The organism is Aliirhizobium wenxiniae, from assembly GCF_014201355.1.
Taxonomy (GTDB): Bacteria; Pseudomonadota; Alphaproteobacteria; order Rhizobiales; family Rhizobiaceae; genus Neorhizobium; species Neorhizobium wenxiniae.
In genome coordinates, this window is record NZ_JACHEG010000002.1 from 1,021,212 (window position 1) to 1,035,264 (window position 14,053).

16 protein-coding genes and 1 tRNA gene are annotated in these 14,053 nt (G+C 55.3%); 11 read left to right on the forward strand and 6 right to left on the reverse strand.

Annotated elements, in window-relative coordinates:
- Positions 1-549, reverse strand: coding sequence for a DNA-3-methyladenine glycosylase (locus HNQ72_RS12835; RefSeq protein ID WP_183992612.1), 549 nt, complete (start codon positions 547-549; stop codon positions 1-3).
- 196 nt (positions 550-745) lie between these two features.
- Between HNQ72_RS12835 and HNQ72_RS12840 the strand changes: the two genes are divergently transcribed.
- On the forward strand, positions 746-982 hold the full coding sequence (locus HNQ72_RS12840) for a hypothetical protein (protein ID WP_183992613.1): 237 nt from the start codon (positions 746-748) through the stop codon (positions 980-982).
- A 161-nt stretch (positions 983-1,143) separates the two neighbouring features.
- Here the strand turns inward: HNQ72_RS12840 and HNQ72_RS12845 are convergent, their stop codons facing one another.
- A complete protein-coding gene (locus HNQ72_RS12845; protein WP_183992614.1) occupies positions 1,144-1,404 on the reverse strand; it encodes a hypothetical protein in 261 nt (86 codons plus the stop codon).
- Positions 1,405-1,694: 290 nt separating this feature from the next.
- Between HNQ72_RS12845 and HNQ72_RS12850 the strand changes: the two genes are divergently transcribed.
- From HNQ72_RS12850 to HNQ72_RS12895, 10 genes are all read left to right on the forward strand, one after another.
- Positions 1,695-2,126, forward strand: coding sequence for a DUF2948 family protein (locus tag HNQ72_RS12850; protein WP_183992615.1), 432 nt, complete (start codon positions 1,695-1,697; stop codon positions 2,124-2,126).
- A gap of 54 nt (positions 2,127-2,180) precedes the next feature.
- Positions 2,181-3,479: a histidinol dehydrogenase gene (hisD, locus tag HNQ72_RS12855; protein WP_183992616.1), complete on the forward strand. Its 1,299-nt coding sequence runs from the start codon at positions 2,181-2,183 to the stop codon at positions 3,477-3,479.
- A 3-nt stretch (positions 3,480-3,482) separates the two neighbouring features.
- Complete coding sequence (locus HNQ72_RS12860; protein WP_183823350.1) at positions 3,483-3,956, forward strand: UPF0262 family protein; 474 nt, start codon at positions 3,483-3,485, stop codon at positions 3,954-3,956.
- A gap of 1 nt (position 3,957) precedes the next feature.
- Positions 3,958-4,449: an arsenate-mycothiol transferase ArsC gene (locus HNQ72_RS12865; protein ID WP_244654380.1), complete on the forward strand. Its 492-nt coding sequence runs from the start codon at positions 3,958-3,960 to the stop codon at positions 4,447-4,449.
- A gap of 142 nt (positions 4,450-4,591) precedes the next feature.
- Positions 4,592-4,810 carry a translation initiation factor IF-1 gene (infA, locus tag HNQ72_RS12870; RefSeq protein ID WP_004435948.1) on the forward strand — a complete coding sequence of 73 codons (219 nt, stop codon included), beginning with the start codon at positions 4,592-4,594 and terminating at the stop codon, positions 4,808-4,810.
- Between the two features lie 26 nt (positions 4,811-4,836).
- Positions 4,837-5,457, forward strand: coding sequence for a Maf-like protein (locus HNQ72_RS12875; RefSeq protein WP_183992617.1), 621 nt, complete (start codon positions 4,837-4,839; stop codon positions 5,455-5,457).
- A 177-nt stretch (positions 5,458-5,634) separates the two neighbouring features.
- On the forward strand, positions 5,635-5,853 hold the full coding sequence (gene yacG / locus HNQ72_RS12880) for a DNA gyrase inhibitor YacG (protein ID WP_183992618.1): 219 nt from the start codon (positions 5,635-5,637) through the stop codon (positions 5,851-5,853).
- A 523-nt stretch (positions 5,854-6,376) separates the two neighbouring features.
- Positions 6,377-6,452 (forward strand) — tRNA-Phe (locus tag HNQ72_RS12885).
- A gap of 748 nt (positions 6,453-7,200) precedes the next feature.
- Positions 7,201-8,118 carry a tyrosine-type recombinase/integrase gene (locus tag HNQ72_RS12890; protein WP_244654379.1) on the forward strand — a complete coding sequence of 306 codons (918 nt, stop codon included), beginning with the start codon at positions 7,201-7,203 and terminating at the stop codon, positions 8,116-8,118.
- Positions 8,119-8,443: 325 nt separating this feature from the next.
- The gene (locus HNQ72_RS12895) at positions 8,444-8,842 is read left to right on the forward strand and encodes a hypothetical protein (RefSeq protein WP_183992619.1); all 399 of its coding nucleotides are present in this window, start codon (positions 8,444-8,446) and stop codon (positions 8,840-8,842) included.
- A 77-nt stretch (positions 8,843-8,919) separates the two neighbouring features.
- On the opposite strand, the gene HNQ72_RS12900 is transcribed toward HNQ72_RS12895, so the two are convergent.
- The 4 genes from HNQ72_RS12900 to HNQ72_RS12915 form a co-directional block, all read right to left on the reverse strand.
- A complete protein-coding gene (locus HNQ72_RS12900) occupies positions 8,920-9,480 on the reverse strand; it encodes a D-glycero-alpha-D-manno-heptose-1,7-bisphosphate 7-phosphatase (RefSeq protein WP_183992620.1) in 561 nt (186 codons plus the stop codon).
- A gap of 1 nt (position 9,481) precedes the next feature.
- The gene (locus HNQ72_RS12905; protein ID WP_183992621.1) at positions 9,482-10,051 is read right to left on the reverse strand and encodes a D-sedoheptulose-7-phosphate isomerase; all 570 of its coding nucleotides are present in this window, start codon (positions 10,049-10,051) and stop codon (positions 9,482-9,484) included.
- A complete protein-coding gene (gene rfaE1, locus HNQ72_RS12910; protein WP_183992622.1) occupies positions 10,048-11,532 on the reverse strand; it encodes a D-glycero-beta-D-manno-heptose-7-phosphate kinase in 1,485 nt (494 codons plus the stop codon). The genes HNQ72_RS12905 and rfaE1 overlap by 4 nt, the downstream gene beginning before the upstream one ends.
- 106 nt (positions 11,533-11,638) lie before the next feature.
- Complete coding sequence (locus HNQ72_RS12915) at positions 11,639-13,861, reverse strand: capsular polysaccharide export protein, LipB/KpsS family (RefSeq protein WP_183992623.1); 2,223 nt, start codon at positions 13,859-13,861, stop codon at positions 11,639-11,641.
- Positions 13,862-14,053: the final 192 nt, after the last annotated feature.

Genomic DNA, 14,053 nt, shown 5'->3' on the forward strand with positions numbered 1-14,053 from the left:
TTAGCCCGGAAAGCGCTTGCTGAGATAAGCCGAGCCCTCAAGGCCGAAGCGCCATGGATTGTCGACCGCCTTCGAAATCCCTATCCGCGGGCCGGTCACAACGCGTGCCGGCTCGCTCGGAACCTTCAGACCGAAGGGATGTTCGAACAGCGATATTCCGTCATGATCAATTGTGATCCCGAGCGCCTGGCAGAGCCGGCCCGGGCCTGAACACAGGAGCAGAGGATCGTCCAGGCGACGGCGCACGCCCATTGCCGCAAGACCAGAAAGCGGCTGGACGGCGCGGATGAGAACTGCGCTACCGGGCCTGCAGACGAAATTCAGGCACCAGTGAATACCGTAGGATCGATATACATAGGCATGGCCGGCCGGACCGAACATGCTGCCATTACGGGCCTTTCGGCCACTAAAACTGTGCGAGGCGGGGTCATCGGGTAGATAGGCCTCCGTCTCTACAATAATACCGCCAGATCCGGCGACATCGAGTTCCACACCGATCAATTCCGCAGCCACGATAGTGGCGTCACGTTCGAAGAAATCCGGTTTCATCTGTCCTGCTGCTCGACCAAGGGGTGCACACACCTGCCACACAGCTATAAGAGATCATCCGCCTTTCGAACAAGATTGTGCTCAGAGCCGATGTTTACTCCCTGCTAACGCCATCTTTGTTTCTCGCTTTCCTATCGGGGAGAAAAGCACATTTATTAGAGCTACCTAAAAAACAATCCTTGGGGTGAAGCAAGGGATGGGAACTTCCAAAACGCCGACAGCATACGAGCCGATCGGGCCTGAAGAACTCGAACGGCTTCAGACCATTTTCGAGACGGCGCGCTACATCGCCTGCATGTCGCGTCATGATCCTGCTGCCGAACGGCTGGCAGCCATGGCGATCCGGTTCTATCAGCTCGGCATTCGCGATGACGATGCGCTCATCCATACGATCGTCAAGACCAACAGGGCATTGCGGCCCATCCAGGCGTGAACAGGTGATTGTGGATTTGGCCTGACACACCAAGCGGCTTAAGGGCCCGTCTTGATCAACAAAAAGATGATGGACTGATGTGCAGTCTCCACGATCAGAGCCTGTCGCGTTCCTCGGACCTTAGATTCTGTCTCATCGAATGTTCTTTTGCGCGGCAGACTTCAGCATTCATCGATCTCCAGCACTTCCGAAACAACCTCGAAAATCTCGGTCTGCGGCATTACGAAAACGATTGCGCGGATGTCGTGAGAAAACTCAAGGCCAGTATGTCGTCGCCGTAGAGCAGACATGCAGCTACGTGCAATTGCGTCGCCGCGATCGGCACTTTCGATTGCAAAGCGATAAATCGGCAGCGCCTTCTGAGAAGCGTCCAGATCTGCGCCCGCATCGCAGTAAAGCGTAACGACATATAGTATTGACATGTTCCCCTCCTCCCAAAGGGCACCGCAATCTTACTTATAGTTGCATATACTCAGATTATTCGCGCCAACAAATGTCAAGTCGACACAAGGAGGGGGTATCCAGGCTCTCCGAGCAGTTCCGTGGAACATCGCTCTCTTCCGCCAAGCGAAATGTCGTCGTCTCGTATCATTCTCCCGCGAGACCTGGACAAGCGGTTGTTTACCGCAAGCGTTCATCCTATCTCCTCGTTATGGAACAACGGCCGCCCGGAATATTGTAAGTCCGGGCGATGCAATCATGGAAAAAGCGCATGACCGAGCTGAAGCTTCTGGCTCTCGATACGGATGATCTGGATGTAATATCCGCCCATATGCAGGATGCGGTTTTCAAGGTGGGCGATCTGCACTGGTCCGCCCCGGAGAAGGCGTTTTCGCTCGCTGCAAACCGCTTCGACTGGGCTGCCGCCGAAGGCAAGCGCAAGGGTTTCGAGCGCCATCGCGCCGCCCTCGTCCTCAAGCGTGTCGAGGCCGTGCGCTCGAACGGCATCAACCGCGCCCGCAAGGAGGACGTCATGTCGCTCCTGGCAATCCGCTTTGCCCAGAAAGGCGAAGGTCCGGACGGTACGGTCGAACTGGTGCTTTCCGGCAATGCCGCGATCGAATTGGATGTCGAATGCATCGAAGTCGCACTTGCGGATATCGGCGGCGCGTGGGAAACCCCAACAAGGCCGCGCCATCCCTGACCAATGTGGGTGTGTCCGGCCCGATGATGGCAGGACATAGGAAGGACGACCCGCGTGGCACTCTGGCTTGAACAGACATCCGACGATTTCGAAGCGCAGTTCAAGGCGTTTCTGTCGACCAAACGCGAGGTCTCGGAAGACGTCAATGCCGTGGTCAAGGCCATTATCGACGACGTGCGCGCCCGCGGAGACGCCGCGCTGATCGACTATTCGTCCCGTTTCGACGGCGTGGATCTCTCCAAGGAGGGCATCCGCATCTCGGAAGCCGAAGTGGATGCGGCGGTTTCGCAGACCGATCCCGCCGTCATCGACGCGCTGAAGCTTGCGGCCGAGCGTATCGAAAAACACCATGCCCGGCAGATGCCGAAGGACGATATCTACGAAGACGCGATCGGCGTCGGTCTCGGCTCGCGCTGGACGGCGATCGAGGCGGTCGGCCTTTACGTGCCGGGCGGTACCGCAAGCTATCCGAGTTCGGTGCTTATGAACGCCGTGCCGGCCAAGGTCGCCGGCGTTCCGCGCCTCGTCATGGTCGTGCCGGCCGGCGGCGGCAAGATCAATCCGGCGGTTCTGACTGCTGCCCGGATTGCCGGCGTTACCGAAATCTACCGTGTCGGCGGCGCGCAGGCGGTTGCAGCCCTTGCCTATGGCACGGATACGATCGCGCCGGTCGCCAAGATCGTCGGCCCCGGCAATGCCTATGTGGCCGCCGCCAAGCGCCAGGTTTTTGGCACCGTCGGCATCGACATGATCGCCGGCCCGTCGGAAGTTCTGGTAATCGCCGACCGCGACAACGATCCAGACTGGATCGCCGCCGATCTTCTGGCCCAGGCCGAGCACGATGCCGGCGCGCAATCGATCCTGATGACCGACGACGCCGATTTCGGCCGCGCGGTGGAAGCGGCTGTCGAACGGCAGCTGAAGACGCTGTCGCGCACGGAAATCGCCACCGCCAGCTGGCGCGATTTCGGCGCGGTCATCCTCGTCGAGAATTTCGAAAGCGCGCTGCCGCTTGCCAATCGCATTGCCGCCGAACACCTGGAGCTTGCGGTTGCCGATCCCGATGCGCTTCTGCCCGGCATCATCAATGCAGGCGCGATCTTCATCGGCCGCCATACGCCGGAAGTGATCGGCGATTATGTCGGCGGGTCGAACCATGTCCTGCCGACGGCGCGTTCGGCGCGCTTCTCGTCCGGTCTCGGCGTGCTCGATTTCGTCAAGCGGTCGTCGATCCTGCGTTTGGGCGCAGAACAGCTCAGGCAGCTTGCGCCGGCGGCGATCACGCTGGCGAAATCCGAAGGGCTGGACGGGCATGCCCGTTCCGTCTCCATTCGCCTCAACCCCGGAGAGTAACGGATGGGCCAGGGGGAGTTTCGTCTTTGCGATGTCGTTCTGGACGACTCGATCGGGCGTTCCACCCCCGACGTGGAACATGAGCGCGCGGTCGCGATCTTCGATCTCGTCGAGGAAAACTCGTTCACGCCGCTCGGCCATGCCGGCGGGCCGTATAAGCTGCGGCTTTCTCTGGTGAACGCACGGCTGGTGCTCACGATCACCACCGAGGCGGATCAGGATGTCGCCACCCATATCCTGTCGCTCACGCCGTTCCGCCGGATCATCAAGGACTATTTCATGGTCTGCGAGAGCTATTACGAGGCGATCAAGACCGCCACGCCATCGCGGATCGAAGCGATCGACATGGGCCGCCGTGGCATTCACAACGAAGGTTCGCAAACCCTGATGGATCGACTGGACGGCAAGATCGGCGTCGATTTCGATACTGCCCGGCGGTTGTTCACACTCGTCTGCGTTCTCTACTGGCGTGGCTGAGATGACCGCCGACGCACCGAACCGGAAACAGGAAATCGGTATCCCGACGGCGATCCTGTTCATGTGCGGGCAGAACTCGATCCGTTCGCCGATGGCCGAAGCCATTGCAAAAAGCCTGCTGCAACCCGATATTTATATACAGTCGGCCGGCGTCCGTTCCGGCGAGCCTGATCCCTTCGTCGATGTCGTGCTGGAAGAAGTGGGGCTTTCGCTCAGCCAAAAGCGTCCGCACAAGCCGCGCACGCTGGAGGAGATCGAAGACGACTTCTTCGATCTGATCGTCACGCTTGCCCCGGAAGCGCACCATACGGCACTGGAACTGACCCGTTCGCATGCCGTGGATGTTGTCTACTGGCCGACCATGGACCCGACGGTGGTGACGGGCACGCGCGAGCAGCGGCTGGATGCCTATCGCCAGGTGCGAGACCATCTGTGGAAGCTGATCGACAAACGAATGAAACCCATCAGGCGCGCACCGCCGGCAAGCGGTTAGGCGGCTAAATTGTGCGTCCAGAAGAATAGCTATTAGGCGTGGTTCACAAACCGGACGCGATTGTGTAGTTTCCGCGCAAATTTCGAGGCGGCGGACGAAAATTTCCTGCCTGCCCGACCTTAGACAGAAAGAAAACCGATACATGGCTAAAGAAGAAGTCCTTGAATTTCCGGGCGTTGTCACGGAACTGCTGCCGAATGCGACTTTTCGGGTGAAGCTCGAAAACGAGCATGAAATCATTGCCCATACGGCTGGCCGCATGCGCAAGAACCGTATCCGCGTTCTCGCCGGCGACAAGGTTCTGGTCGAAATGACCCCTTACGACCTGACCAAGGGCCGTATTACCTATCGCTTCAAGTAAGTTTTTTCGGCGGGATAAGGCCTGAAATGGCGCTTGAGCAAAAGCTGATACTGGCATCGGGTTCTCCACGCCGCCTGGATCTTCTCAACCAGATCGGCATAGAGCCTGCCCGGCTGATGCCGATGGATATCGATGAGACACCGAAGCGTGCCGAGCATCCCCGCTCGCTCGCACGTCGGCTGTCGAGCGAAAAGGCCGAGGCCGCCTATCGCGCCATCAAGGACGACCCGACCTGGCGGCACAGCTATATCCTGTCGGCCGATACGGTCGTTGCCGTCGGCCGCCGCATCCTCGAAAAGACCGAGTATACGGAAGAAGCGTTTTCCGCGCTGCATCTGCTTTCGGGCCGCGGCCACTGGGTCTATACCGGGATCTGCCTGGTCACGCCCGGCGGACAGTTCCGCCAGAAGGTGGTCGAGACGAAAGTGCGCTTCAAGCGGCTTTCGACCCGCGAGATCGACAACTACATCGCGTCGGGCCAATGGCGCGGCAAGGCGGGCGCCTATGCCATACAGGGCATTGCCGGCGCCTTCGTGCAGAAACTCGTCGGTTCCTACACCAATGTCGTCGGGTTGCCGCTCTATGACGTGACGACGCTGCTTGCCGGCGAAGGGTTCGATGTGGCGCAGGGCTGGCCCGAAGCCTGATTTCAAAGCTTTGTCGGCGCTAGTGCATTTCCGCCTTTCTTCGAAACGCGAAATCGCTCTACCTCTTTGTCTTAACGCAATTCCGGACGCAAAACCGGTTCCCACTTTTGCTGGAATTGCTCTAAAGGCGTTCTGCACGCATTGCTCAAACGATTTGACGAAAGAGGAGTAGCTCCCATGACATCCGAACCGATCAAGACGGGCGGCAAGGTCGAGCCGCTCAGGAAAGCCCGGCCCTGCCCGGAATGCGGCAAGCCCTCTTCCCGCGAGGACTATCCCTTCTGCTCCGAACGCTGCCGCACGCTCGACCTGTCGCGCTGGCTGAAAGGCTCCTACACCATTCCGGTGGCAGACGACGAAAGCAAGGCGGATGACGATCGCGACGGACGCGAGTAATCGCCTACAGTCAGGGTAGGTGGCACAGCCCCTGCCCCGCTGCCATTGCGCCCCTGCGCTCGACAGCGGTGTGTCTCTTACTGAGCCTTTTCCCCTCCGACAGCCAACCGGCTTCGGCACCCCCGCTATCGCATCATCCACATTTCCGAGACAGGCCGAAACACGCCCTGCAGAAGATGATGCGCATTACCACCAGCCGGACGTGCTTCCCGAGCCTCGGCGTCCCGTTTCCGCGCCTGTCCCCCAAAACCGGCAACCGGTTTTGGGAAATACGCTCACAGCAACCCGTCCTGCCGCGGCAAAATTTGGCATTTATCCACAGCAGCAACCGCTCCCGGCCTCCGAGAGCCACCCTTTTCCGACTGATTTTGCAGGTAAATTCGGAATTTTCGCAAACCTGTCAAAAAAGTCGGCCGGGGGTGCTGGACATGGCCGAACAAGATGTTATAACCCCGCTCGCTCCCGGGGGTTACATCCTCCGGACGGTCTCAAACGACCGGCAGGCTTCACATAAGCCTAGGATGCCCGGATAGCTCAGTTGGTAGAGCAGCGGATTGAAAATCCGCGTGTCGGTGGTTCAAATCCGCCTCCGGGCACCATTATTTATTGAAACTTCTTAATCTGTCAAAGTCCATTGCAACGGATGCCTTTCAGCTGTGAGGCACAATGCGGTTCCGTAACGGTCAGCCTCTCGGACCTATGAAAACCCTTCTTCACGTTGGAAACAAATTAGGCGCAGACACTGCGCAACCGGAAGACTTCACAAAATTTCACGCGAAGACTGCCATTCAGCAGACACCAATCAAACCATCGTAGTGACACGTAACAGCGACTTTATCATTGATTTTTCCAACAAGAACACCTGAGATACTCACTCAACCATCACACACCGACCGCCGAAACTTGCCTCAAAGAACGACACTCGTTCTACAAAAATGGCAGACAATATGATTGCCATTTAGACTATCTCAGATCATCGCATTTCCATGCCTAATGATACCATAAACATCTGTAAGCAAAAATATTTCTGTGTTTACCTGCCTCAAGAAAGCTCACCTCACATCACCGAATATCCCATCTTGTAGCGAGCTAGAGAGCTAGAGAGCGGCCTACCGGGTGATTTGAGGATCGAAAAATGTTGAGCGACGCGAAGGCGCGGAAGATCAAGCCGAAAGACAAGCCTGTCTCCGACGGCACTGTGCCAGGCCTTTACCTCGTCCCCACAGAGACGTCGGCCGGCACCGGAAAACGGCTCCTGCGTTTCGTGTCACCAGGAACCGGCAAGCGCAGGGAAATGGGACTCGGCAGCTACCGACTATCTCCATCCGCGATGCCCGCCTCAAGGCCATGGAAGCGCGTGGAGCTATCGACGGCGGCAAGGACCCGCTCGACCTACGGCGAGCGCAGGAGCGCGAAATAGCACGCCTGGCTTCGGTACCAACCTTCGAAGTCGCCGCCCGCCAGCATCATGCCGACAAGGCGGAAGGCTTTCGCAATACCAAACACACAGAACAATGGATGACGTCGCTCGAGCAGCACGTCTTTCCGAAAATCGGCAAGCGAATGGTCAACGACCTCACCCCTGCCGACTTCGCCGCGTACCTCAAGCCGATCTGGCTCAAGAAGGTGGAAACGGCCGCCCGCATCAAACAGCGTTGCGATGCCGTCATGAACTGGGCAGCGGCAAACGGGTTCATTCTTGCGAGCCCCGTCACCGTCGTGGACAAGATCTTGCCGAAGCAACCCGGTAAGCGCGAGCGTGTCGAACATCAGCCGGCCCTGCCCTGGCGCGAGCTGCCGGCATTCATCTCGATGCTGCAGGAGGGAGAGACTGTTTCACGGTTGATGTTGGAGCTCCTGATCCTCACGGCCCGCCGGTCCGGCGAGTTGCGCCAGATGCTATGGGATGAAATCGACTTCTCCAATGCGATCTGGGCCATTCCCGCGGCCCGCATGAAAGGCAAGGTCCTGCATCGTGTGCCACTCGGACCTAGGGCAGTCGGAATCCTGGAGAGACAGCTCGACAAGTCAGAAACCGGCGAAGGCCTGGTCTTTCCTTCGCGCTCATGCAAGCCGATGACGGACATGGTCCTGACCAAGTTCCTGCGCGATAAAAAGATCGAAAGCGACACTCCCGGCCGCCTCGCCACCGCCCACGGTTTTCGTTCGAGTTTCCGCAACTGGGCATCGGAGAGCGGCTATCCGCGTGATCTGGCCGAGCGGGCGCTGGCGCATACGATCAAGAACGCGGTAAAGGCGGCGTAGCACCGAACGGACCTGCTGGAGCAGCGACGAGTGATGATGCTAATGGGAGAGGTATTGCTGCGATCGATAGACGATGGGCCAATCTCGGGCTGGTAAGCCAACATCACGATTAAGCTTGGCGCGGGTTACTTAGAGCTGTTGATGACGGAGCCTAGCCAAAAATAAATACGTGACAGCGCTTGATCTGGCGCTATGGCGATTAGGGCAAAAAATCAGATGACCCCGTACGCTAGCTGATATTATAGAGGAGGCATATATGGGTGAGAGTGCCAGACTGAATGAAGTATGCCGTGGCGATGAACCGCTACCGTGAAAGGAGGTGGTCATGAATATCGTTGATGTAATCAAGGACCTGAATTCGGCGAACGAGGGCACACGCGTTTTGGACGAACAACTTGCGCAATTACTCGGATGGGCAAGGCGAACGAAGTCGTTAAGCGACGTGTCTAAGGGAGAAAAAAAAGCGAAGGAGCCTTGGCATTCGGGGGATTCACCAGATCCCAGAAAAGTGCCGTTCTACACGTCCAATCTGGGCCACGCCTTTCAGTTCGCTGAAGAGCTTTGCCCACGCGCGCGTTTGGGAAGCAGTTGGGAGGACAGAAGAGGTAGCGCTCGAATAAATGACGATCGCTATGTACAGGCCGCCACTCCTCAGATTGCTTTGTGTATTGCAGCGCTGATGACGGCGATGCGGGGTGGTTTGTTTTCTCAGCCAAGTTCGTGACGTTGTTAAGTGACGTTTGGTTACGTACGCCTGTGTGACTGCTGACGAATAGCGCCCAAAGATGATACTCAGGGATTTTATTTTGTCTTCACGGGCTCATACGAGGTAGTAACTCCTGCCGCTTCAGCAGCCTCAAAATCGGTGACCTTGTCACCAATCATGATTGATTGGTGAAGATTGATCTGCAGAAGCTTCTGAGCCTCAATAAACATTCCGGGTTGCGGCTTCCGCATCGGATGGTTGGCTACATCCAAAGGGACGTATCCATTCTCGTGGTATCCGCACGCGAGAACTGCATCGATCCGAGCGCCGCGTCGCTCCAATTCCCAATCAATGTGTGCGGTGACGGCCGCGAAATCCTTCCAGGTGAAGTAACCTCTTGCTATGCCGGATTGATTTGTCACAACCACAACTGCCCAGCCAGCATCATTCGCGAGCTTTATCGTCGAGACGATACTCTCAAGAATTACTATTTCGGATGGCTTTGAGGGATAACCACAATCAACGTTGATGACACCATCTCTGTCAAGGAAAAGAGCTGGGCGGCCTGCGAAACATGCACTATCTCCCCTTAACTCAATCCAGAGACCTTTATCTGCCTCTTCCAGTCTGGGATCATTTACGAATTGAAGGCTCAATTTACTCCTCCATTCGGCTTTCGATCGCGCCGCACAGGAAATGGTAAATACTAAGGTGCCCCTGCTGTATCATTGGCGTGAAACTGGAAGGGACATCCAACAAAACGTCAGACAATGAGGCCAGCGCTCCCCCGCCCCGCCCAGTTAGAGAAATCACCGACATGCCGATCGCACGAGCAGCTTCGGCCGCGGCCACGACATTTCGCGAGTTCCCTGACGTCGATATTGCAAGCAGCACAGAGCCTTGCGAGCCATACGCTTGGACCTGTCGAGCGAGTAGCGTTTCGTATTGGTAGTCATTGCTCCAAGCGCTTGATACCGCTGCATCAGTGCTGAGGGCTATAACGTTATATGCGCGACGTTCCCTGAGAAACCGGCCGACAAGTTCACCCGCAATATGTTGAGCATCCGCAGCCGACCCCCCATTGCCACAAACCAGCAGCGGCTTATGCGCGCGCAATGCGTTTACAATCGTGATGACGGCTTGATCTGCTTTTTCATCGAGGCGGGCGGCCTTCAAGTCATTTAGAGCATCAAGCGACTGGCTGAGATAGTCGTCCAGCTTGATCATTGGGCATTCCTTTTTTCAGGAGAACTGGACGACATCTTACGAAGTGTCGCCGTGGTGGAATATCCGTCCACCGTTGGGGAAATATGAACGCGGCCACCGTTGCTGAGCACCACATCGGCACCAACTACCGTATCTATCGTGTAGTCACCACCTTTAACCAAGACATCCGGCAAAACAGAACTGATGACGTTCAGCGGCGTGTCTTCGTCGAAAAGGACAACCGCATCCACAGCTTTGAGAGCTAGTAGCATTGCTGCTCGATCAAGCTCCGAATTGATCGGGCGGGTTGGCCCCTTGTTGCGCCTAACCGATGCGTCTGTATTAAGCCCGACAATTAGGCGATCACAATGAGATCGGGCATCGGCCAGCTGAGAGGCGTGACCAACGTGCAGTATGTCGAAACAACCGTTTGTGAAACCAACCGTAAGGCCTTCATGCTTCCACGCAGCTGACAGGTTCGCTGCCGCCGTCGTGTCAAGGACCTCGCGGGCATGATCGCGCCAACCAAATGTAAGGTTGCTTAAAAGTTCATCCCGACTGGTCTGGGCAGTGCCGCGTTTACCAACGACGATTCCCGCTGCAACATTCGCAATCTCTGTCGCAACTTCTCTTTCTCCTTCTGCGGCAAAAGCCAATGAGAATGCTGCAATGACTGTATCTCCGGCACCTGAAACATCAAAGACTTCTCGGGCAGTCGTCGGGACATGCACAGATGTGTTCGAATCCACGATGCTCATACCCTCCTCGCTGCGCGTCGCAACGACGAAGTCAAATGAACATTGCTGACACAGGAGACGCGCTGCGGCGACGATTTCGTCATCCGAAGAGGTCGGCAAGCCAGTAGCAACACGCAACTCGAGGCGGTTCGGCGTCACCGCAGTTGCTCCAGTGTATATAGTATAGTCCGCGCCTTTAGGATCAACGATCACAGGAATGGCTGCAGTTTTGCAGATCTCAATCAACATCGCTGCAACGCCATCGGAAAGAACTCCCTTCCCATAGTCGGACAGAATAACAATGTCGGCTGAAATGACTGCTGTAGAGAAGGCCGTCACCAGCGCCTCTCGATCCGCGTCATTTAGGACCTGGATCACTTCTTCATCAAATCGGAAAAGCTGTTGTTGCGCAACAAAACGCGTTTTGCGCGTCGTGCTTCGCGCGGCGCTGGAAATTAGGTGGCTTTGATCGACATTTGCAAGCCTAAGAAGCGTGCGGAGCTGAGTTCCGGCGTCATCCGTTCCAATTACCGAAATCGGTATCACATTGGCACCGAGAGCGGCGACGTTCGATACAACGTTTGCCGCTCCGCCCAGCATGACCTCGTCACCATTAAAATTAAGAATGGGGATTGGAGCTTCCGGTGAAACACGCTTGACCGCACCATATACAAAACGGTCAAGCATGAAGTCTCCAACTACCAACGCAGTCAGGTCGGAGAACTTGGAAAGAATGCTTGGATAAGAATGTCTTTTAGTTACCATGATACCACAGTCCAAATGGCGTATGCTTAGGCTTATTCAATGGGTTGACTTGCTCCGAGATGAGCAAAGATAAAATCGAGGCCGACCAACCTTTCAGCCACAATAATTAAACCTTCATAACATCGAGCACAGCGGCCTTAACTTTCTCGACCGTAACGGTGGCGATATCTAGGTCAGATGAGCGTGTAAACGCTCTAATCTTATCGATATTTTGAGTTTTCAGCATTTTTTCAAAGTCAGGCACGAGCACCTCCCTTATGTTGACGGCATCGGGGTGTGTTTCTGGATAATGCAAGAAAGTAGAATAGGAATTGCCGTTGGAAATGACCACGGTGCGCTTATGAAGGGCAACCGCCAGGTGATAAAATCCGGTATCGTTTGATATCACCAAAGAGCTGGAAGAAATCAAGGAGACCACCTGTTCGATCGGGAGTCTGCCGAGTGAGAGCGTGATATTCTTGTCGCCGGCTATATCCTTGGGAACCGTCGTCGGTAGCTCACTTTCACCGATTAGGGTAACAGCTAGTCCGTGTTCCTTCGAGAGCCAAGACGCTACTTCGAGATAACGCTCGATTGGCCAACGCCGCTTGGCGTGAAATGCTCCAACCACCATGACGACGGAGGTCGTCTTTAGCTGTTGAGACGACGGCAACGATTTTTTTTCAGGTGCCAACGCACCGAAGAAAGCCTTCTCCAGATCGTAGCGAAAATACTTCAAATGGTCGCCTGAAATGGGAATCGAGATTGAGTATCTCGACCTCTTGAAGTCCATCGTTGCCAAACCAACCGTATATTTGGGCTTCATCCAATGAAGGAACAGAAGAATAGTGTTGCGCAAACGACGATTCCAGCAGCATACAATGATGCAATCGTAGTCCGATTTCCGGATGCCTGTTTTAATGCCTAACGAGTAAACCAGATAGAGGTACGACAGAACATCAAGGACCTTACGGAGCGTACCGTCAGCGTCCTGTCGCAGTCCTTCCAACCAATTCATAAAGCGGTTGGCACGTCTGTTGACCCACTTGAAGTTCGTGAAAAAGTCTCCATCCAATGCTTCCGGTACACCGCGATATCCCGAATCGCCGAGAAGCGAGAATTCGGCCCCCTTTAGGTACTCGGAATTCTTGAGTGAGCGCATTGGGTCACGCGCCAGGATGTAGTCGCCAATCCCGTCCAGCTTTATGATTAGCACTTTTTTTGCGCGATATTTTTCATCAAAGAACTGCTTGCGCAGCGACAATATGTTTTCGCTCGCCCGTTCGAGGGTTGTCTCGGTACCATCTACATCAAAGTAGTGTGAATAATCGAGATAGAAGGCTTTGAAGAGTTGCTCGATGGTTCTCGGATGATCCGCACGCCTCGTTACCGGTTTGACATCCTCGGTCAGTCCCCAGCCTGCGTACCATGGCGTTCCGTATACCTTAACCTTCTTTTCAAGCAGGAGGGCCTCAAATCCCATCTGCGATGAATATACGTAGACTTTGTCCACATAACGTAGAAGCGAAATGGGATTGATACGAAAATTGAGAAAATGAAGTTTGTCGCTTCTGTCGTTTATGTAGCTGCGATTCGATTTGATTATTGTATCTGGATGCGTCTTTACCAGAATGTCGGCGTCGGGATTTTCCTTTATGGCGTCGCTGAGCATCCTCTCGAATACGGCTGTGTCGCCGCCGGTAACTTCAACTGAAGCGTCACCGTAACTCTGCAATATGATCAGGACCTTCTTGTCCCGCGCTCCGATGCAAACATCGTCCATAATCGGCTGATCGTTGTATTTGGTCAGCCTTGTGTCGACTATGAAATCAATTTGACGCCGGATCTCCGCTGTCTCTGCAAGTTCCATTGGCTGTTGAGCCTGGATTATCTGCTCAATCCTGCTCGGATAATTACCATCATAGTGCGGCGCCAGATCATCGAAAGTGAGGCTGCAGCTCAGACTATATTCTTTTTTCTCATTTACGAGCGAGCCTACAACGCTCCGTATGTAGCTGTCCTCGACGAACCAAGCGGGAGCGTCGTTCTGCATAGCCTTCGCAGCGAGACGATCAATACGACCGAATTTGGCACCCCAGAAAAGATATCGCTCGGTCCAGAGTCGATTGACATCACTCATACCTTGTATGTTGTCTCGGTAGAGCTTTCGCAGAAGAGGCTGATGAGAGTCGATCTGGTCGTCGTAGACGCTAACAGCAACCGTCTTGCTTTTGTCGAGCGGAGTTTCAGAACTGGAAGCGCGGCGTTTCGCAAGGTAAGCAATCAACGCCCGATACGTGTTATAGCTCGATCCTAGGATGGAATTTTGCTGTTCCTTATTAAGCTTCACCTAATCCACCTGATTCCATTAAATTCGTGACACACAGATATAAAGACCGTGCCGCGGGTGTAAACGGTGGTGAAGTGTCGTCGTTCATTCAGGATCGGCAAAAGCGCACAACCGCTAGTGGGAACACGTCTTCAACTTCATTTATCGTTATGCCACAATCACCCTTCGCGTCTCCAATGGGCAAACTGGTGA

Excerpts from the sequence above, each read along its gene's own strand:
- HNQ72_RS12835 (WP_183992612.1), bottom strand. The coding sequence starts at position 549 with ATGAAACCGGATTTCTTCGAACGTGACGCCACTATCGTGGCTGCGGAA.
- HNQ72_RS12840 (WP_183992613.1), top strand. The coding sequence starts at position 746 with ATGGGAACTTCCAAAACGCCGACAGCATACGAGCCGATCGGGCCTGAA.
- HNQ72_RS12845 (WP_183992614.1), bottom strand. The coding sequence starts at position 1,404 with ATGTCAATACTATATGTCGTTACGCTTTACTGCGATGCGGGCGCAGAT.
- HNQ72_RS12850 (WP_183992615.1), top strand. The coding sequence starts at position 1,695 with ATGACCGAGCTGAAGCTTCTGGCTCTCGATACGGATGATCTGGATGTA.
- HNQ72_RS12860 (WP_183823350.1), top strand. The coding sequence starts at position 3,483 with ATGGGCCAGGGGGAGTTTCGTCTTTGCGATGTCGTTCTGGACGACTCG.
- HNQ72_RS12865 (WP_244654380.1), top strand. The coding sequence starts at position 3,958 with ATGACCGCCGACGCACCGAACCGGAAACAGGAAATCGGTATCCCGACG.
- infA (WP_004435948.1), top strand. The coding sequence starts at position 4,592 with ATGGCTAAAGAAGAAGTCCTTGAATTTCCGGGCGTTGTCACGGAACTG.
- HNQ72_RS12875 (WP_183992617.1), top strand. The coding sequence starts at position 4,837 with ATGGCGCTTGAGCAAAAGCTGATACTGGCATCGGGTTCTCCACGCCGC.
- yacG (WP_183992618.1), top strand. The coding sequence starts at position 5,635 with ATGACATCCGAACCGATCAAGACGGGCGGCAAGGTCGAGCCGCTCAGG.
- HNQ72_RS12890 (WP_244654379.1), top strand. The coding sequence starts at position 7,201 with ATGGAAGCGCGTGGAGCTATCGACGGCGGCAAGGACCCGCTCGACCTA.
- HNQ72_RS12895 (WP_183992619.1), top strand. The coding sequence starts at position 8,444 with ATGAATATCGTTGATGTAATCAAGGACCTGAATTCGGCGAACGAGGGC.
- HNQ72_RS12905 (WP_183992621.1), bottom strand. The coding sequence starts at position 10,051 with ATGATCAAGCTGGACGACTATCTCAGCCAGTCGCTTGATGCTCTAAAT.
- rfaE1 (WP_183992622.1), bottom strand. The coding sequence starts at position 11,532 with ATGGTAACTAAAAGACATTCTTATCCAAGCATTCTTTCCAAGTTCTCC.